Annotated in this window: 14 protein-coding genes; 4 read left to right on the plus strand and 10 right to left on the minus strand. The window is 65.8% G+C overall.

What is annotated here, in order from left to right; genetic code table 11:
* Positions 1 to 16: 16 nt before the first annotated feature.
* The 5 genes from B4394_RS13290 to B4394_RS13310 all read right to left on the minus strand — a co-directional run bounded on the left by B4394_RS13290 (position 17) and on the right by B4394_RS13310 (position 7,428).
* The gene (locus B4394_RS13290) at positions 17 to 514 is read right to left on the minus strand and encodes a nucleoside deaminase (RefSeq protein WP_078315280.1); all 498 of its coding nucleotides are present in this window, start codon (positions 512 to 514) and stop codon (positions 17 to 19) included.
* A 37-nt stretch (positions 515 to 551) separates the two neighbouring features.
* Positions 552 to 1,022: a cyanase gene (gene cynS, locus B4394_RS13295; protein ID WP_078315497.1), complete on the minus strand. Its 471-nt coding sequence runs from the start codon at positions 1,020 to 1,022 to the stop codon at positions 552 to 554.
* A gap of 108 nt (positions 1,023 to 1,130) precedes the next feature.
* Positions 1,131 to 2,015 carry a transcriptional regulator CynR gene (gene cynR / locus B4394_RS13300; RefSeq protein ID WP_078311446.1) on the minus strand — a complete coding sequence of 295 codons (885 nt, stop codon included), beginning with the start codon at positions 2,013 to 2,015 and terminating at the stop codon, positions 1,131 to 1,133.
* Between the two features lie 40 nt (positions 2,016 to 2,055).
* Positions 2,056 to 5,958 (minus strand): ATP-dependent RNA helicase HrpA, encoded by a 3,903-nt coding sequence (gene hrpA / locus B4394_RS13305; RefSeq protein ID WP_078315281.1) that lies wholly within the window; start codon positions 5,956 to 5,958, stop codon positions 2,056 to 2,058.
* A gap of 45 nt (positions 5,959 to 6,003) precedes the next feature.
* Entirely contained in the window at positions 6,004 to 7,428 is a 1,425-nt protein-coding gene (locus B4394_RS13310; RefSeq protein WP_078315282.1) for a carotenoid oxygenase family protein, read from the minus strand.
* A 162-nt stretch (positions 7,429 to 7,590) separates the two neighbouring features.
* On the opposite strand from B4394_RS13310, the gene B4394_RS13315 reads away from it, so the two are divergent.
* Complete coding sequence (locus B4394_RS13315) at positions 7,591 to 8,328, plus strand: SDR family oxidoreductase (protein WP_078315499.1); 738 nt, start codon at positions 7,591 to 7,593, stop codon at positions 8,326 to 8,328.
* On the opposite strand, the gene B4394_RS13320 is transcribed toward B4394_RS13315, so the two are convergent.
* Positions 8,325 to 9,533: a MinD/ParA family ATP-binding protein gene (locus B4394_RS13320; protein WP_078315283.1), complete on the minus strand. Its 1,209-nt coding sequence runs from the start codon at positions 9,531 to 9,533 to the stop codon at positions 8,325 to 8,327. The two genes, B4394_RS13315 and B4394_RS13320, sit on opposite strands and share 4 nt — an antisense overlap.
* Before the next feature lie 195 nt (positions 9,534 to 9,728).
* The gene (locus B4394_RS13325; protein WP_078311442.1) at positions 9,729 to 10,043 is read right to left on the minus strand and encodes a hypothetical protein; all 315 of its coding nucleotides are present in this window, start codon (positions 10,041 to 10,043) and stop codon (positions 9,729 to 9,731) included.
* Between the two features lie 195 nt (positions 10,044 to 10,238).
* Here B4394_RS13325 and B4394_RS13330 point away from each other — a divergent pair, with 195 nt between their 5' ends.
* The 3 genes from B4394_RS13330 to B4394_RS13340 are packed head-to-tail and all read left to right on the plus strand — an operon-like array spanning position 10,239 to position 13,509.
* Positions 10,239 to 10,865, plus strand: coding sequence for a response regulator (locus B4394_RS13330; protein ID WP_078315500.1), 627 nt, complete (start codon positions 10,239 to 10,241; stop codon positions 10,863 to 10,865).
* 50 nt (positions 10,866 to 10,915) lie between these two features.
* Positions 10,916 to 12,058 carry an ATP-binding protein gene (locus tag B4394_RS13335; protein WP_078315502.1) on the plus strand — a complete coding sequence of 381 codons (1,143 nt, stop codon included), beginning with the start codon at positions 10,916 to 10,918 and terminating at the stop codon, positions 12,056 to 12,058.
* 47 nt (positions 12,059 to 12,105) lie between these two features.
* The gene (locus tag B4394_RS13340) at positions 12,106 to 13,509 is read left to right on the plus strand and encodes a mycothione reductase (RefSeq protein ID WP_078315284.1); all 1,404 of its coding nucleotides are present in this window, start codon (positions 12,106 to 12,108) and stop codon (positions 13,507 to 13,509) included.
* Position 13,510: 1 nt separating this feature from the next.
* On the opposite strand, the gene B4394_RS13345 is transcribed toward B4394_RS13340, so the two are convergent.
* The 3 genes from B4394_RS13345 to B4394_RS13355 all read right to left on the minus strand — a co-directional run bounded on the left by B4394_RS13345 (position 13,511) and on the right by B4394_RS13355 (position 16,480).
* Positions 13,511 to 13,903, minus strand: coding sequence for a hemophore-related protein (locus B4394_RS13345; RefSeq protein ID WP_078315285.1), 393 nt, complete (start codon positions 13,901 to 13,903; stop codon positions 13,511 to 13,513).
* Positions 13,904 to 13,988: 85 nt separating this feature from the next.
* Positions 13,989 to 15,239, minus strand: coding sequence for a lipase LipE (lipE, locus tag B4394_RS13350; RefSeq protein WP_078315286.1), 1,251 nt, complete (start codon positions 15,237 to 15,239; stop codon positions 13,989 to 13,991).
* 95 nt (positions 15,240 to 15,334) lie between these two features.
* On the minus strand, positions 15,335 to 16,480 hold the full coding sequence (locus B4394_RS13355; protein WP_078311438.1) for an acyl-CoA dehydrogenase family protein: 1,146 nt from the start codon (positions 16,478 to 16,480) through the stop codon (positions 15,335 to 15,337).
* Between the last annotated feature and the right edge of the window lie 11 nt (positions 16,481 to 16,491).

The raw sequence follows: 16,491 nt of genomic DNA on the forward strand, positions 1-16,491 counted from the left end.
ATGTATTGAGTAACCCTCACGCAGTGAGCGCTCCGGCCACGCTCCGGTTGCCGCCGTTGCGTTCTTGCCATAGGCGGTAGACGTCCACGGCATCAGCGCGGGATTCATGACGCATGGGTAGCCGCCGCTGATCCCAGGGCTTGGCGAACTCAGAGTAGAAGGTGTTGAGCTCGAAGTACTTTCGATCGTCAACATAGTGCGGTTCATAGGCGTCCCGGGTGGTCAGGAAGATGACCTCGTCGGGCGAACAGTAGTAGAGCGCCCCCAGGCACATGGGGCACGGCAGGGCCAGGATGTAGATGGTGGCCCCGGTCAGGTGTTCGGTGCCCAGCGTGGTGCATGCGTCCCGGATGGCCAGGATCTCGGCATGTGCGGTCGGATCGTTGGTCTGGGCGACCTTGTTCGGACTCTCGGCCAGGACGGCACCGTCTCTCACGATGACGGTGGCGAAGGGCCGGCCACCCTCCTCGACATTACGGAGTGCGAGGTCGATGGTTCGTTGCGCGAAGTCCATGAGGATCCTTAGGCGTGCTTGGCGATGGGGGATTCGGTCAGAACGGAACGGTGGGCAGATACTTGCCGTCCAGGGTGATCACCGCGCGGTGTCCGCCCTCGGGGTCGGGAACCTTCTGCACGTTGAGTCTGAAGTTGATGGCGCTGATGATGCCGTCCCCGAACTGTTCGTGGACCAGCGCCTTCAGTGTGGTGCCATACACCTGGAGCATCTCGTAAAAGCGATAGATCGTCGGATCGGTCGGAATTCCACCGGGGATGGAGCCGCGGGTGGGGATGGTCTGTAACAGTGCGGCCGCCCCGTCGTCGAGGCCGAGGAGGTCGGCGACCGCATCGGCGGCCTGTTTCGGTAGTGGATGCTGACCCAGCACGGCGGCGGTGACGAAGGCCGGCGAGTATCCGGCGGTGTCGGCGATCTGCTGCCAGGTGAGATCCTTGGCAGTCTTGGCCTCGACTGCGGCGATGGCCAGTTCTTCGCGACTGGTGGGATCGAATTGTGCGTGCGCCATGTGCGTCATTCCTCTCCGTTGGTAACTCCAGCCTGCGTCACCTGGCGCTATAGAGTCCAATACTTGTATTCAATGGCAACTATCGACAATGCGAATAGTTGTTGGGGGTCAGTGCTGTTGGGCTGCCGCGTGGACGCACTCAGTGAACGCGCGCGCCGCGGCGGAGTGATAGGCGGTGTTGCGTCGCAACAGCTCGACGGTTCGGGTGGGCAACGGCGGGTCCAGTGACACCAGATGCAGGTCCGAGTGTTCGCGCGCGATCGCATCGGGAAGCACGGTGGCCAGCGACCCACGCCTGACGAATTCCAGTAGCGCGCTAATCGAATTGGCCTCGACCGCGACGTGGGGCGCGACCCCGAGGCCCGCGAAATAGGTGTCGATGTCCTGGCGTGTCGCGAAATCCGCGCTGAGGAGCCCCAGTGCTTCGTGAGCGAGCCGGCCCACCGGCAGCGATTCAGGTTTTGCCGCTAGTCGGTGATCCGAGCCGACCACCAGTCGCAGCGTCTCGGTGAACAGCGCGACGTGATCGATCCCCGCGGGATGGGGCCCCGCGAAGGCGATCCCGAGGTCGAGCCGATCGGCCAGCAGGTCGGCCTCGATACGTTCCTGGGTGGTCTCTCGCACAGTAAGTGTGATGCCGGGGTGTGCGGTGCGGAACCTGTGTACCAGCGGACCGATGAAGTACGTGGTGAAGGTCGGTGTCATGGCGATCCGCAGGTGTCCGCGCGACAGGTCCTGCACGTCGTGGACCGCGCGTTCGCCCGCGTCGAGATCTCGCAGCGCGAGCCGCGCGTGCTGCGCGTACGCCTCACCCGCGTCCGTCAGCCGAACCGTGCGGCCCGACCGATCGAGCAGCACCACCCCGAGTGTGCGCTCGAGTTGCTTGATCTGCTGCGACAGAGTCGGCTGGGAGATGTGCAGCGCCTCGGCCGCACGGGTGAAATTCGCATGATCGGCAACAGCGAGCAGGTACCGGATATGACGCAGCTCCATCGAAGTCACTATAAGTCGCCATTCGAAGCGTCGCGGACGCTCACCGAGCGGCGTTGATGGCCTTGAGAATTCGTTGCTCGCTGACCGCACGTGCGGTGCCGAGCTGCTGGGCCCAGAGGCTCACGCGCAGCTCTTCGATGAACCACGCGATGTCCCTGACGTCGGGATCGTCCGCGCGCCCGGCTGGCAGATCGCGCAGTAGGTCGTCGTAGGTGTCTTCGACGGCATGTACGCGTTGCATGCGCTCCCGGTCGGCTTCCACGCCCTGCGGTAGGCGCTCTAGTCGATTCCCGATCGCGGTGACGTAGCGTGCCAGGTCTGTCAGGCGCGCCGCGCCGGTGGCCGCGACGAACCCGCCCTCGAGCAGCCTGGCAAGTTGGTCGCGCATGTCGGCGATCGCATCGGCTTGCACCGCAGGCGCGTTGGTGGGCAGCGCCACCTGTACCTCGCTCCAGGCCGCGACCACCTTCTCGGCACGGCGCACGATATCGAGCGTGGTCGCCGCCAGATTCTGGGCGGCGCGGTCTCGAAGTGCGCTGAACTCCGCCCGGGTCCATACCGGTGCGGGGGCCAGCAGATCGACTGCTGCGTCGGCGCAATCATCGAGCAGCGCCGCCAGCGAGCCATCCGGATTTGAGGAGAGCATCAGCTTGGATCGCGGGTCTAGGCCTCTTTCAACGGTTTTCATAGGTGACGGAATGGAGAGCCGCAGCAGGCGTCGGGTGCCCACGGCCATGGCTGCCCGCTGCTCGGAGGCGGTGGCGAACACGTGGATGTCCACAGCGGTTCCCGTATCCACCAGGGCCGGGTATCCGCGCACGGTGTGTGCGCCGCTGACTTGTTCCACCGTGCGGGGTAATTCGGCCAGATCCTCGGGCCAGCCGCGTAGGCCGCGGCGTTCGCATTCGCCCGCCACTACGGCCGCCACGGCCTGGCGGGTGGAACCCGCGAGCTGCTGTTGCAATGCTTCGAGATTCTTGTCGCGTGCTACCTCGGAGCCGTCGGCGGACTCGACGATGAACGTCACCCGGAGGTGCGGGGGCACTTTGTCCAGGTCGAACGCATCGGTGGGTACGCGAATGCCGGTAAGCCGATGCAGCTCGCGCCCCAATGCGTATACCAGCGGTTCGGCACCGGGTTCGAGGCTTTCGAGCACCGCGCGGGCGGTGTCGGGTGCGGGGACGAAGTTGCGGCGCAGGTCCTTGGGCAGCGAGCGGATAAGGGCGGTGATCAGCTCTTCGCGCAAAGCCGGTACATGCCAGGCAAATTCATCACCGCCAAGGCGGGCAAGAACTTCCACCGGGATGTGCACGGACACACCGTCGTCGGCCGCACCCGGTTCGAATCGATAGCTGACCGGCAGCGCCACGTCGCCCGCTCGCCAGGTGTCGGGCATGTCGGTGGCCGCGTCCTCGCCGCGCAGCAGATCGTTGCGGGTGAAGGTCAGCAGATCCGGCGTCTTGTGTCGTTGCTTGCGCCACCAGGCGTCAAAGTGCCTGGCGGACACCGCATCCGTGGGAATACGGGCAGCGTAGAGCGCGAAGATCTCGTCATCGCCCACCAGCAGGTCGCGGCGCCGGGCCTTGTCTTCGAGCTCGGATAGCTCTTCCAGCAAGCGCGCGTTGTCTCGTAGGAAATGGTGCTTGCTCTGCCAGTCGCCCTCCACGAGGGCGTGCCTGATGAACAATTCGCGGGCCAGCTCCGGATCGACCTGTGCGTAACCCACGCGGCGGCGGGGCACCAGGGGCAGCCCGTACAACGTGACCCGCTCGAAGGCCATCACCGAGCCGCGCTCGGCGTCCCAGTGCGGCTCGCTGTACGCGCGTTGCACCAGATCGCCGGCGATTCGCTCGACCGATTGCGGCTCGATGCGTGCCGCGACGCGGCCGAACAATCGGCTGGTCTCGACCAGGTCGGCGACGACCACCCACCGTGGAGGCTTCTTGGTGAGCACCGAACCAGGAGCCAACACGAACTTGGTGTTACGTGCGCCGGAGTAGTCGCGGGTGTCGCCCTCGCGTAAACCGATGTGCGACAACAGGCCGGCGATCAGCGCAGCGTGGACAAGAGCCGGGTCGGCTTGCTCCCCCGACTCGCGAATGCCGAGGTCGCGCGCGATGCTGCGCAACTGGCCCACCAAATCCTGCCATTCCCGGATCCGCAGGTAATGTAGAAACTCATCTCGGCACATACGCCGAAACGCGCTGCCGGAGAGCTGGCTTCGTTGATCCTGAATGTACCGCCAGAGGTTCAGGTAGGCGCTGAAGTCGGAATGATCGTCGGAGAACCGCGCATGTTTTTGCCGTGCGGTGTCCTCGCGGTCGGCCGGACGTTCACGCGGATCGGGAATCGACAGGGCCGCCGCGAGCACCAGGATCTCCTCGACGCAGCCTTCGGCATCGGCTTGCAGAATCATCCGCCCGATACGGGGATCGAGGGGTAGGCGCGCGAGCCGGCGGCCCAGCTCGGTGATGGTGTCCTCGGTGTCGAAGGCGCCCAGTTCTTGCAGCAGTTGCACACCGTCGCGGATGCTGCGTTTGTCGGGCGGATCCAGGAAGGGGAAGTTCTCGATGTCGCCGAGCTGTAGGGCTGCCATCTGCAGAATGACGGCGGCAAGGTTGGTCCGCAAGATCTCCGGATCGGTGTAGCGGGGCCGAGCCTCAAAATCCTGCTCGGAGTACAGCCGGATGCACACGCCGGGCGCGGTCCGTCCGGACCGGCCGGACCGTTGCGCGGCCGACGCCTGCGAGATGGGTTCGATGGGTAGGCGCTGCACCTTGGTGCGCCGGCTGTAGCGGGAGATGCGTGCGGTGCCGGGGTCGATGACATACCGGATGCCGGGAACGGTCAGCGAGGTTTCGGCGACATTGGTGGCCAGTACCACGCGCCGACCGGTGTGAGGCTGAAAGACCTTGTGTTGCTCGGCTGTTGGCAGCCGCGCGTACAGCGGAAGTACCTCAGTGTTGCGAAAGGCGCCGCGCAGGGTCTCGGCGGTGTCGCGGATCTCACGCTCGCCGGACAGGAACACCAGCACGTCCCCGGGAGGCTCGCTCTCCAGCTCACGGACGGCGTCGGCGATGGCCTCGGTCTGGTCGCGTATCTCGGTGCGGACGATCTCGTGGTCGGGGTCATCGGGTTCGTCGTCAGCCTTGGCACGGGAGTCGCCGGGTACGGGGACTTCCAGTGGCCGGTACCGAATCTCGACAGGGTAGGTCCGTCCGGAGACTTCGAAGATGGGTGCGTCTCCAAAATGTGCCGAAAAGCGCTGGGGCTCAATGGTTGCCGAGGTGACGATGACCTTCAGGTCAGGCCGACTTGGCACCAGTTCGCGCAGATAGCCGAGCAGGAAATCAATGTTGAGGCTGCGCTCGTGTGCCTCATCGAGGATGAGTGTGTCGTAACGGAGCAGTCGCCGGTCGCGCTGGATCTCTGCGAGCAGGATGCCGTCGGTCATCAGCTTGACGAGGGTGCGATCGCTGGCGTGATCGGTGAATCTGACGGTGTAGCCCACAGTCTCACCGAGCGGGGTCCCCAGCTCCTCGGCGATGCGCTCGGCGACGGTGCGCGTCGCCAGCCGGCGCGGCTGGGTGTGGCCGATGGTGCCGCGGATTCCTCGGCCCAGCTCCAGGCAGATCTTGGGAAGCTGCGTGGTCTTCCCCGACCCGGTCGCGCCGGCGACGACGACAACCTGATGCGTGGAGATCGCGCGGGCGAGTTCTTCTCGATGCGCACTTACGGGCAGGTCCGGGTACGTGATGACGGGGATCGCGGCGGTCCGGGTGGCGACCAGGGCCTCTGCGGCCACGAACTGTTCGGCGAGTTTCGCCAAGGCGTCCGGGTGGGCGTCACGCTGATTCTTCAGACGGCGCCCGAGGCGAGACGCGTCGCGAATGGTCAGTCCGTCGAGGCGCGCACGCAACGCGGGACGGGACAATTCGGACACTCGGACAAGGATAGGGCGCGTGACGAAGGGTCCCGCTGGTCGCCTCTAGATTCTGTCGGTGAAACTGCCGTGGAATCCGGGAAAGTGGTGGCCCGGCAGGATCGCGATGGCGAGGGCGGGGTCTTCGATGGCGTGAGCGTCGAGAATATGTAGCTCTGTCCGGTGCTCACCGCTGTTGTAGACGACGGCGAGTATCCAGCCTTCGTCTTCACCGGAGGAGTGCGACCGTGGAACGAAGAGAGGCTCGCCCGCGACGAGGCCGGGCGCGAACGTGTGGTGACGTTGGGTGTCGTTCGCGCGATCGAGCTTGACGATCGCGTTCTCGTCGGCCCGCGTCTGCGCGGACAGATAGGTATAGCGGTGCTCGTGTCCGGTGCGCCGTTCATCGTGGGTAGGGAACTCGGCTGGGGCGGTGGGGTAATCGGTGATGTGCACAGTTCCCGCCGGGGTGATGCGCAGTCGTGTCGGCCAGCCCAGTGTGGGCACCTGGGTGCGGAATTGCTTCAGTCCGGCGGTGAGGAAGTCGAAATCCTGGTGGCGCACGATATCCAGCACGACGTCGCCACGGTCCTCGTAGGCATTGTCGACGTGGACGTAGACCAGAGGGTCACATTCGACGGTGCGGGGCGGGCCCCCGTCACGCGGGACCAAAACGATCCTCATGCCTTGTTCGGGCCGGTAGTCCGCGCTGTCACCCAGGGCTGCGAAGCCCAGGCCCGCGAATGCGGCGCGCACGGGGTCGACGGTGATGGGTGCCAGTGCGAACACCAAATATGTTGGGGTGATGGCAAAGTCGTGCTGAATGTAGATGTGGCCGGTGGGAACCTTGGCGATCTGTGTCAGTGTCCCGTTCGCGTCAATCCGGAAACACCGGAGGCATGCGAGGGCGGGGCCCGTCAGCGAGGGCGAGACATCCAGCCCGAAGTTGAACAGCTCGCCGGTGTCCGGATCGATGCGCGGATGCGGTGAGAACCGGGAGAATCGCGGCAGCCGTCCCTCGAATGTGCAGGGCCCGATCGTACTCAGGTCGCCCGGGTCGATCGCCCAGGGCCGGCCGGCGTCGCTGAGCGCCAGCAGTCGGTCGGCGTGGACGACGGCATGAGTGTTCGCGGCATCGGCCGGCTGTCGTCCCACGTTGTCCCACAGGTGTTTTCCTTGCGTGTACACACCGCGGATATGCGCACCCCGGCCGCGCGCCTCCTTGCGCCGTTTCGGTGTATCGACGAAGCGTGAGCGAAAGCGGACCGCACCGTCGGTGATCGTGAACTTCACGATCAGTCCGTCACCGTCGAACGGGTGGTCGGCGCGGAAACCGCCGTGGTCCCAATCGGCCGGGCCATTGCGATAGAGGGTGCCCCGGAGCTCGTGCGGCACCGAGCCGATCAGTGGTAGCGCCATCTCGCCGGGCGTTTCCTGCGCTGGCAGGTACATCGTGAGGGCGTCGGCCACACGGCTGTTGGCAAGGGTCATCGTGAGCTCCTCGGGCGGAGAACGGGGTCATGCATATCTGCTCACAGTTGTTCGCAGATATTGCTGATTGTTGCTACCCGGGGGAGCAGAAGTCAATAGTGATTCAAATCCGGTGGCGCTGAAGGCGGGATCCGATATGTGCCGCCGGGTAACTTCGCACCGGTGACCGGCTTCTTGTCTGAGACGGCGTTCGCCGAACGCACCGTGGTCCTGATCGGTGGGGGAACCGGCATCGGGCGCCGTGTGGCCGGGTTGGTGACTGCGGCGGGCGGCGAGGTCGTCTTGGGCGGGCGCACCGCCGCGACCCTCGCCGCCGCCGCTCGCGAGCTCGGGCCACGAGCGCGCTGGCATCTGGTCGACACGTCGGAGCAGGCGAGCATCGACGAGTTCTTCACGGATATCGACAGAGCGCACGGGTTGTTCACCACCGCCGCGACCTACGTCACCGGTTCGATCTCCGAGCTGTCCATCGAGGCGGCCGCGACACCGTTCGAGTCGAAGTTTTGGGGACAGTACCGGGTGGTGAAGACGGCTGTGCCGAAGCTTGCCGAGGACGCCTCGGTGGTGTTGATGTCGGGGGCGGCCAGTGTTCGTCCCGCCGGAAACGCACCGGCATATGTCGCGGCCAACGCGGCCATCGAGGGCCTGGCCCGGGGGTTGGCCCAGGAGCTGGCCCCGATCCGGGTCAATGCGCTCTCGCCGGGCACCGTGGACGGGCACCTATGGAACCAGCGCGCGCCCGAGGCGCGCCGTCAGGCGTTTGAACATATCGCGGCAACATCCACGCTGGGCCGGGCCGTCACGGAGGACGAAGTCGCCCAGGCCGCCGTCTACCTGCTGCTGAACACCGGCACTACCGGCTCAGCGCTGTATACCGACGGCGGCTATTCGCTGCGTTAGACGCTCCAGGCACTTGCCAGGCCTGCGGAGACCGACGCCGCGGCCGTCAGCAGCCCATGCCAGGTCTCCGGCTGCAGCTGCTGGATGTCCAGCGGGCCCGCGGTCGCGATGTGCGGGTCATACGGAACGGCGACAATGTGGTTCGGCGAGATCCAGCGGTGGAACCGGGCGACCATGGCCGCCACCAGACGCTCGGAGTTCCTGCGATCTTCGCGACTGTCGTAGCCACGGACATGGTTGATCACCACCACCATGCGGGGGATCAGGTACTCGTAGCCCTCGGAGATGAGCCACTCAATCGCCCGGACCGCACCCTCGGCGCCGACCGGCGTGGCCGCCGCCACGAGCACCACACCATTGGCGCACCGCAGCACGCCCGGCATGACCGGATGCCAGAAGTCCACGCCGGTATCGGTGATGAGCAGGCTGTAGAGCCGTTGCAGCCGATCGTGCACCTGGGTGTAGACCTCGGAGTTGAGTTCTCCCCTGGGACGCACCGAATGTCCGTTGGCGGCAAGCACATCCAGCCCGGTCTCGGAGTTCTGACCGACGAAGAAGCGCAGATCGAAGTTGCGCTCGGGCTCGTTTTGTGCCAACACATCGGCGAAGGTGGACGAAGCGGACGGGTCGATCCACGACGCCAGGTTGGCCGACTGGCCCGGATCGGCATCGGTGGCCAGCACCATGTCCTTGCGGCGCAGCTCGGACAGCACAGAACCGAGGGCGGCGGTCATCATCGTCTTGCCGACGCCGCCGTTGCCGCCCAGAACCGCCAGGGAGTGGATGCCTCGCCACGGGGTGCGCACCACGGCGGTGAGCTCGCGAAGTTCGGCCTCCTCGCGGGACTCGCCGGGATTGATGACGCCAAAGCTTCCGCGGTACACCCACTTACGCCAACCCGCCGATGCGGGCCGCCGTGGCGGGGGCAGCATTTCCGAGCGGAGCTGGGCGCCCAATGCGTCGCCGATCGCCGGGGGGAGATCGACGCGCGGATCGTGAGGCGGCACGGCGTCCACGATGGACAGCGGGCCGCGGGGTGGCAGTTGCACGGGCGGCGGCAGAGGCCGTAATTCGGGCTGCTGTGCCGCAGCCTCCGCGCGCTGTCGTTTGGCGTGTGCACCGAGCTTGATGGGGATGATGGGTCCGGTCCGGTCGAGGATCTCCTCCTCGGAGCCGTCCGCCGGGGAATCGTTGGGCGCACTCACGGAATCTCCTCCTCCACCAGAAGCCGTTTGGCCCCAGCGCTCCGACAGTTTCGTTCTGCATCGCGGGCAGCATGAGACCCGTCGCATTCGCAGTCTCTTATGGCGGCTGTGTGGATGGCGAGGGCCGTTACCCACCCGTGTCTGAATCGGCATCAAATGGGACGAGGTTGGTATGCAGTCGGTACCGGCGCTAAATCAGCAGGTCACATCCACGTACATGGTCTTGGTGGTCGTGGTGGTGGTGAAGACGCCCGGACGCTTGTTGCTCGGCAGGCCGTAATCGGACCGAGTGGTGGTCTGTCCGGGGCGCACGCTGCTGGCGGTGCACTGAGTGAGGGCCTTGGAACCGGTCTTGCTGACAATCACGTTGTATCCCTGTGCCTGAAGCTCGCTGACGGTCTGCTGGGCGTTTGAGCTGTCGGTCTGGGCGGACGCGGTGCCCAGGGCGAAGCCGAGGGGCGCGAGCGCGAGAGCGGCGGCGGCGGTTCCGGTGATGATGTACTTCTTCATGATTTCTCCTGTGCCAGTTGGTCTTTGAGTTGGATCACCGGGTTGCTTGGTGATACTTCAACGATGCGGCGTGACGGCCGGAATGTCTGTCGGGCGATCGCCTGATGCGGGGGAGGATCTTGATGTCCACCAATTGGGGGACACGCGTGGATTTGGCGTGCCAAGCTTGCGTTTGTGCAGGTGAGCGCCGGGCTCGTGCGGGTGGTGGTCGGCGATGACCACCCCCTCTTTCGCGAGGGTGTGGTGCGGGCGCTGACCGGTAGTGGCCAGATAGAGGTGGTGGCGGAGGCCGAGGACGGCGCCGGCGCGCTCGCGCTGATCAGGGAGCACCTGCCCGATGTCGCGCTGGTCGACTACCGCATGCCGGAGCTGGACGGAACACAGGTGGCGGCCGCTGTGCGCCGCGATGAACTGCCCACCCGGGTGCTCTTGCTCTCCGCACATGACGATGCGGCGATCGTCTATCACGCGCTGGAGGAAGGCGCCGCGGGCTTTCTGTCGAAGGAGTCCACTCGCGCAGAACTGGTCAGCGCGGTGCTCGACTGTGCGCGGGGCCGCGACGTGGTGACCGCGAGCCTGACGGCCGGCCTGGCCGGTGAGATCCGCAAACGCGCACAGCCGGCGGGTCCGTCGCTGAGCGCCCGTGAACGTGAGGTGTTGCGGATGATCGCCGCCGGACTCACCGTGCCCACCATCGCCAAGCAGTTGTTCTTGGCCCCGTCCACCGTGAAAACCCACGTGCAGCGGTTGTACGAGAAGTTGGGTGTCGGCGACCGTGCTGCCGCGGTGGCCGAGGCCATGCGGCGCGGATTGCTTGAGTAGCCGTGGTGATCGGACTGGACCGGATAGCCGATTACTTCACCGCCGAACCCATGCGGGTTTCGGCCTGGCTGCGGCTGCCGCTGATCGTGCTGATCGTGCTGCTGGGGTCGAACCCGAACATCGAGATGTGGCACGTCGGGGTGTATTACGCGGTGCTCGCGGTGTACACGGTGTCGGCGATCGCCTGGGTGGTGATCGCGGTTCGCGGACACGTCCCGCTGTGGGTGGCTCCGGCGGCCACGGCGATCGACATCGCCGCCGTGGTGGCGCTGTGCGTGGCCTCCGGTTACGGCACGTCGGAATTGCTTCCGGTGTTCTTTCTGTTACCCGTTTCGGTGGCCTTTCAAGAGCGGCCCGCCGTGACGGCCATCCTCGGAACAGTCACCGCTGCAGGGTATTTGGGTGTTCTGGTGTTCTACACCAGGAGCGGCAACATCGACAGCATTCCCGGCGACGAGTACGTCACGGTGGCCACATTGCTGTGGTTGGCCGCTGCTACCGCGGGAATGTGCTTCGTCCTCAAACGGCGCTCCGAACACGTGGGGCAGCTGTTACACACCCGCGAGCAGCTGGTCCTGGAAGCGATGCGTGCCGATGAGCGGCACAACCGCGAGGTCGCCGAACAACTGCACGACGGGCCGTTGCAGAACCTACTGGCGGCACGCCTGGAGATCGAAGAAGTACTTGAACGCCAACCGGATCCGATACTGCGTGCGGTCCACTCCTCCCTGCGGAAGACGGCGGCGGAGCTTCGCGGGGCGGTGTCCTCGCTGCATCCGCAGGTGCTCGCCGAGCTGGGACTGACGGCGGCGATCCAGGAGCTCGGGCGGCAGTACGCGGCGCGGGGCACCGCCGAGGTCAGCACCGAACTGCAGGAAGTGGGCAGTCTTCCGGTGCAGCCGTTGGTGTACCGGGCGGCCAAGGAGCTGTTGACCAACGCCGTGAAACACGGCCGTGCCAAGAACATTCACGTCGAGCTGACTCGGGACGGGAATCTTCTGACGCTTGTGGTCGCGGACGACGGCAGGGGCTTCGATCCGCGCGGACTCGCCTCGTCGGTCGCCAACGGGCATATCGGGCTGGCCTCGCTGACGGTTCCGATCGCGGCTACCGGCGGCAACGTCGAGATCGTGTCGGCGCCGGGTGCGGGCACCAGGGTGTCCGTCACGGTGCCCGCCGATATGGCAGCGTAAGGGGGACGCTCGGCGCCGAGAGCGGGCCCTCAAGAGATGGAGAACAGGTGTACGACCTCGTCATCATCGGTTCCGGCAGTGGAAACTCCTTGCCCGACGACCGTTTCGCGGACCAGGAGATCGCGATCGTCGATCGCGGTGTGTACGGGGGCGCCTACGGCGGCACCTGCCTGAATGTCGGATGCATACCCACCAAGATGTTCGTCTATCCCGCGGACCTGGCCGATGAGGCGCGCGGCGGTGCCCGGCTCGGTGTGGACAGCTCGGTGAGCGGGACCCGCTGGGCCGATATCCGCGAGCGTGTCTTCGGCCGGATAGACCCGATCGCGGCGGGTGGGCTGCGCTACCGCGTCGAGGACTGCCCGAACATCACCGTCTTTCAGCAGGAGGCGCGATTCATCGCCCCGGTGCCCGATGCCGAGGGCGATCTGGTTCACCGGCTCCAACTGGCCGATGGCACGGTCCTGGAGACCCGGCAGGTGGTGATCGCCGCGGGATCGCGTCCGGTTATCCCGGCCGTGATCGCCGGGAGTGGCGTGGACTTCCACACCAACGACGACATCATGCGTCTGCCCGAACTGCCCGATCGGGTGGTGATTGTCGGCAGCGGCTTTATCGCTGCTGAGTTCGCACATGTATTCAGCGGCCTGGGGTCGGCGGTGACGGTGGTCGCGCGCGGTCCGAGGCTGCTGCGGGCCCAGGATGAGACGATTTCGCAGCGTTTCACCGATGTGGTGTCGGGCCGGTGGGATGTGCGGCTGAACACTGAGGTGCTAGCCGCCCGTGAAACCGGCGGTTGCGGTATCGACGTGGACCTCACCGACGGATCGACGGTGGCGGGCGACGTGCTGCTGGTCGCGACCGGGCGTACCCCCAACGGCGACCAGTTGGACGTGGCGGCAGCGGGATTGGCGCTCGACGACAAGGGCCGCGTTCCGGTCGATCAGTACCAGCGCACGCCGGTGCGCGGCATCTACGCCTTGGGGGATGTGAGTTCGCACTATCTGCTCAAGCATGTGGCCAATCACGAGGCCCGGGTAGTGCAGGCGAATCTGCTGTCTGGGTGGGACTCGCCGACCACGGCCAGCGATCACCGGTTCGTGCCAGGTGCGGTGTTCAGCCGCCCCCAGGTGGCGTCGGTGGGGTTGTCGGAGGACGAGGCGCGGCAGCGCGGGATCGATGTGGCGGTGAAGGTTCAGACGTACGGGGACATCGCGTACGGATGGGCGATGGAGGACACCGAGGGCCTATGCAAGCTGGTCGCGGATCGCGCGACGGGCCTGCTGGTCGGCGCGCACATCGTCGGCTATCAAGCATCGGCGCTGATCCAGTCGCTGATCACCGCGATGAGCTTCTCGATTCCGGTGCGCGAGATGGCGCGGGGGCAGTACTGGATACACCCGGCACTACCCGAGCTGATCGAGAACGCGTTGCTTGGCCTGGAGCTGTAGCTCAGCCGGCCATAAACTCGTCGTAGGCGGAGGCCAGGCCCGCCGGTAGCACGGTGACGTTGCATTCGCGCTGGGCGTTGCTGATCGGGGCCAGTATGCCGCGTAGCTCGTGGTACTCCGTGGGATGAGCGATGAAGTACGTGCGGATACTGGCGGCCGCCTCGGGCCGGGACTGGTTGGGAGCGGCATCGAACACCGCGCGTGCGCCCGGGTGGCTGTCGAGGTAGCTGCGCGTCGCCGACGTGGTGGTGCCGACGGTGTCGGACAGTCTCTCTTGGCTGCAGTCCGGCGCCGCGAATGCGGTGGGAGCCGTCACGGCGGCGGCGAGTCCTGCGAAGACGCTGACCGCGCTGGTCAGGGCTATCTGGCGTATACGTACGTGGGGGAGCTTCATGGCATCTCTCTTTGGGATAGTCGTTCAACGATCCCCGACCCTGTTCCCGGCCCTTGTTTACACAGTACGCTTAACCGCCAGGGGGTCAACTGACGAGCGGGATCTCCGCGGCGATGAGATCCAGCAGTGCGGGGTAGCGCTTGGCTTCCTTGTGGTTACCGGGCTTGCCGCTGCTGACCACGCCGACGGACAGGGCGCGTGCGGGATCCGCCCACACGGCGATGTCTACCAACCCGGTGTGCCCGAACGCGGCCGGAGAGTTGCGCCCGAATGGGCCGAATCGTTTGGAGCCCAACATGTACCCGGTACCCCAGCGCATCGGCATGCCGCCGGTCGCCATATCGGGGCGCAGCCGCCGGGCAGGTGCCGCTGCGGCGCGGATGGTCTCGGGGGACAGGATCCGTACCCCATCGAGTTCCCCTCCGCGGCAAAGCATCTCAGCGAAGCGGGACAGCTCGTTCGCGGTGGATACGGTGTTGGACGACGGCACCACGCCGGTGAGGAAGAACGGCTGGTTCGACATCGGGATGATCTCGTGCATGGTGCCACCGACGACCGCCCGGAAGGCCGCGCGCATGGGCGCGGGCAGCGGCTTGCCGGTGGGATGACTCGGAGCCACCAGCGGCACGTCCTCCGGCGCGACACCGTAGTTGGTCCACCGGAACCCAAGGGGGTCAAGGATTTCCGTGGCAAGTATGTCGCGGATGCTCTTGCCGGTGGCGCCCAGAACGATCTCGCGTACCAACGGTCCCCAGGTCAGCGCGTGGTACATGTGCACCAGGCCGGGACGGTAGAGCGGGCGCAGCTGGCCGAGCTGTTCGCGGGTGTACTCGCTGTCATCCATCCGGGTGATGTCCGGCCGCGGTCCGGTGGGCACCGGAATGCCCGCGCTGTGCGTCATCACGTGACGGAGGGTGATGCGATCCTTGCCCCGGCTGGTGAAGGTGGGCAAGTAGTCGCAGACGCGGTCATCGAGCGATAGCGCCCCGCGCTCGACCAGTAGGTGGACCACCGTTGTGGAGATGGCCTTGGCGGCCGAGTACACGCAGAACGGCGTGTCGGTGGTGACGGGGATCTTCTCGGCGTCGGCCGGATCGGTGGGAGCGTTGCCCCAACCGTGTCCGATGGCACGGTTGAGGATCACCTTTCCCTTGTGTCGCAGACACACCTGAATCGCCGGGTGCATACCGGCCTGGTACCAGTACCGGGCCGCCTGCCAGATTCGTTCGACGGCGGCCGGATCGATGCCGGAGTGGTCCTCGGCCTGATCACCGCTGCCGGTGTTCGTCACCGAGTCCAGGTCTGCCGGAACTCGTATGCGTCCGTCGTCAGTCATAGTGCCCTTTCACCGAGTGGGAATCTCACGAGGAAATTCCAGCCAAACGCCTCGTCAGATTCCCATTCGACGTTAGCGGCCCGGGCGGGGTCGGATCAGAAGCCCAGGTCGCGCCCGATGAGCTCCTTCATGATCTCGTTGGAGCCTGCCCAGATCTTGGTGACACGGGCGTCCATCCAGGCCCGCGCGACCCGATACTCCTTCATGTAGCCGTAGCCGCCGTGCAGCTGTACGCAGGCGTCGATGACCTCGTTCTGCACCTGCGAGGACCACCACTTGGCCTTTGCGGCATCTATTGCCGAGAGCTCGCCCTTGCTGTGCGACAGCACACCTTGATCGACGTACACCTGTGCTGCTTCGAGTTTGGTGACGAGCTCGGCGATGAGGAACTTGTTGTACTGCAGGCTGCCGATCTGCTGACCGAACGCCTTGCGCTCCTTGGCGTACTCGATCGTCTCCTCCAGCACGCCGGCCGCGTGGGCGATGTTGGCGACCGCACAGCCCATCCGCTCCTGGGGCAGGCGCTGCATCATCGAGATGAATCCCTGGTTGACCTCACCGATCACGTTTTCGGCGGGCACCCGGACATCGGTGAAGAACAGTTCGGCGGTATCTGCCTCGGGCTGGCCCACCTTGTCCAGCTTGCGTCCGCGCTCAAAGCCGGGCATGCCCTCTTCGACGGCGAACAAGGTGATGCCCTTGGCCTTCAGCTCGGGTGCCGTGCGCGCGGCGACGACGACGAGGTCGGCGCGGGCGCCGTTGGTGATGAACGTCTTGGAGCCGTTGATGACCCAGTCGTCGCCGTCTTTGACCGCGGTGGTCTTGAGGGCAGCCAGATCGGAGCCACCCGACGGTTCGGTCATACCGATGGCGGTGATCATCTCGCCGCTACAGAACTTGGGCAGCCACCGCTGCTTCTGCTCGTCGGTGGTCAGCTCGACCAGGTACGGGGCGACGATGTCGAAATGGATGGACATCGACGAGGCCAGTGCGGCGCTGGAGCGGGACAGCTCCTCTTGCAGCACCGCGTTGTAGCGGTAGTCCCCGGCGCTGCTGCCCCCGAACTCCTCGGGGACGTCGAGCCCCAGGTAGCCCTGCTTGCCCGCCTCTAACCACAGTTCGCGGTCGATGTAGCGCTGCTCGATGAAGCTCTCGGCGCGCGGCTCGACGTAGCGCTGCACGAATGCCTTTACGGACTCCCGGAACGCGTCGTGGTCCTCGGTGTAGATAGTGCGTTGCATGGTGTTATCGA

It is taken from the genome of Mycobacterium sp. D16Q16 (assembly GCF_002013745.1).
Classification (GTDB): domain Bacteria; phylum Actinomycetota; class Actinomycetes; order Mycobacteriales; family Mycobacteriaceae; genus Mycobacterium.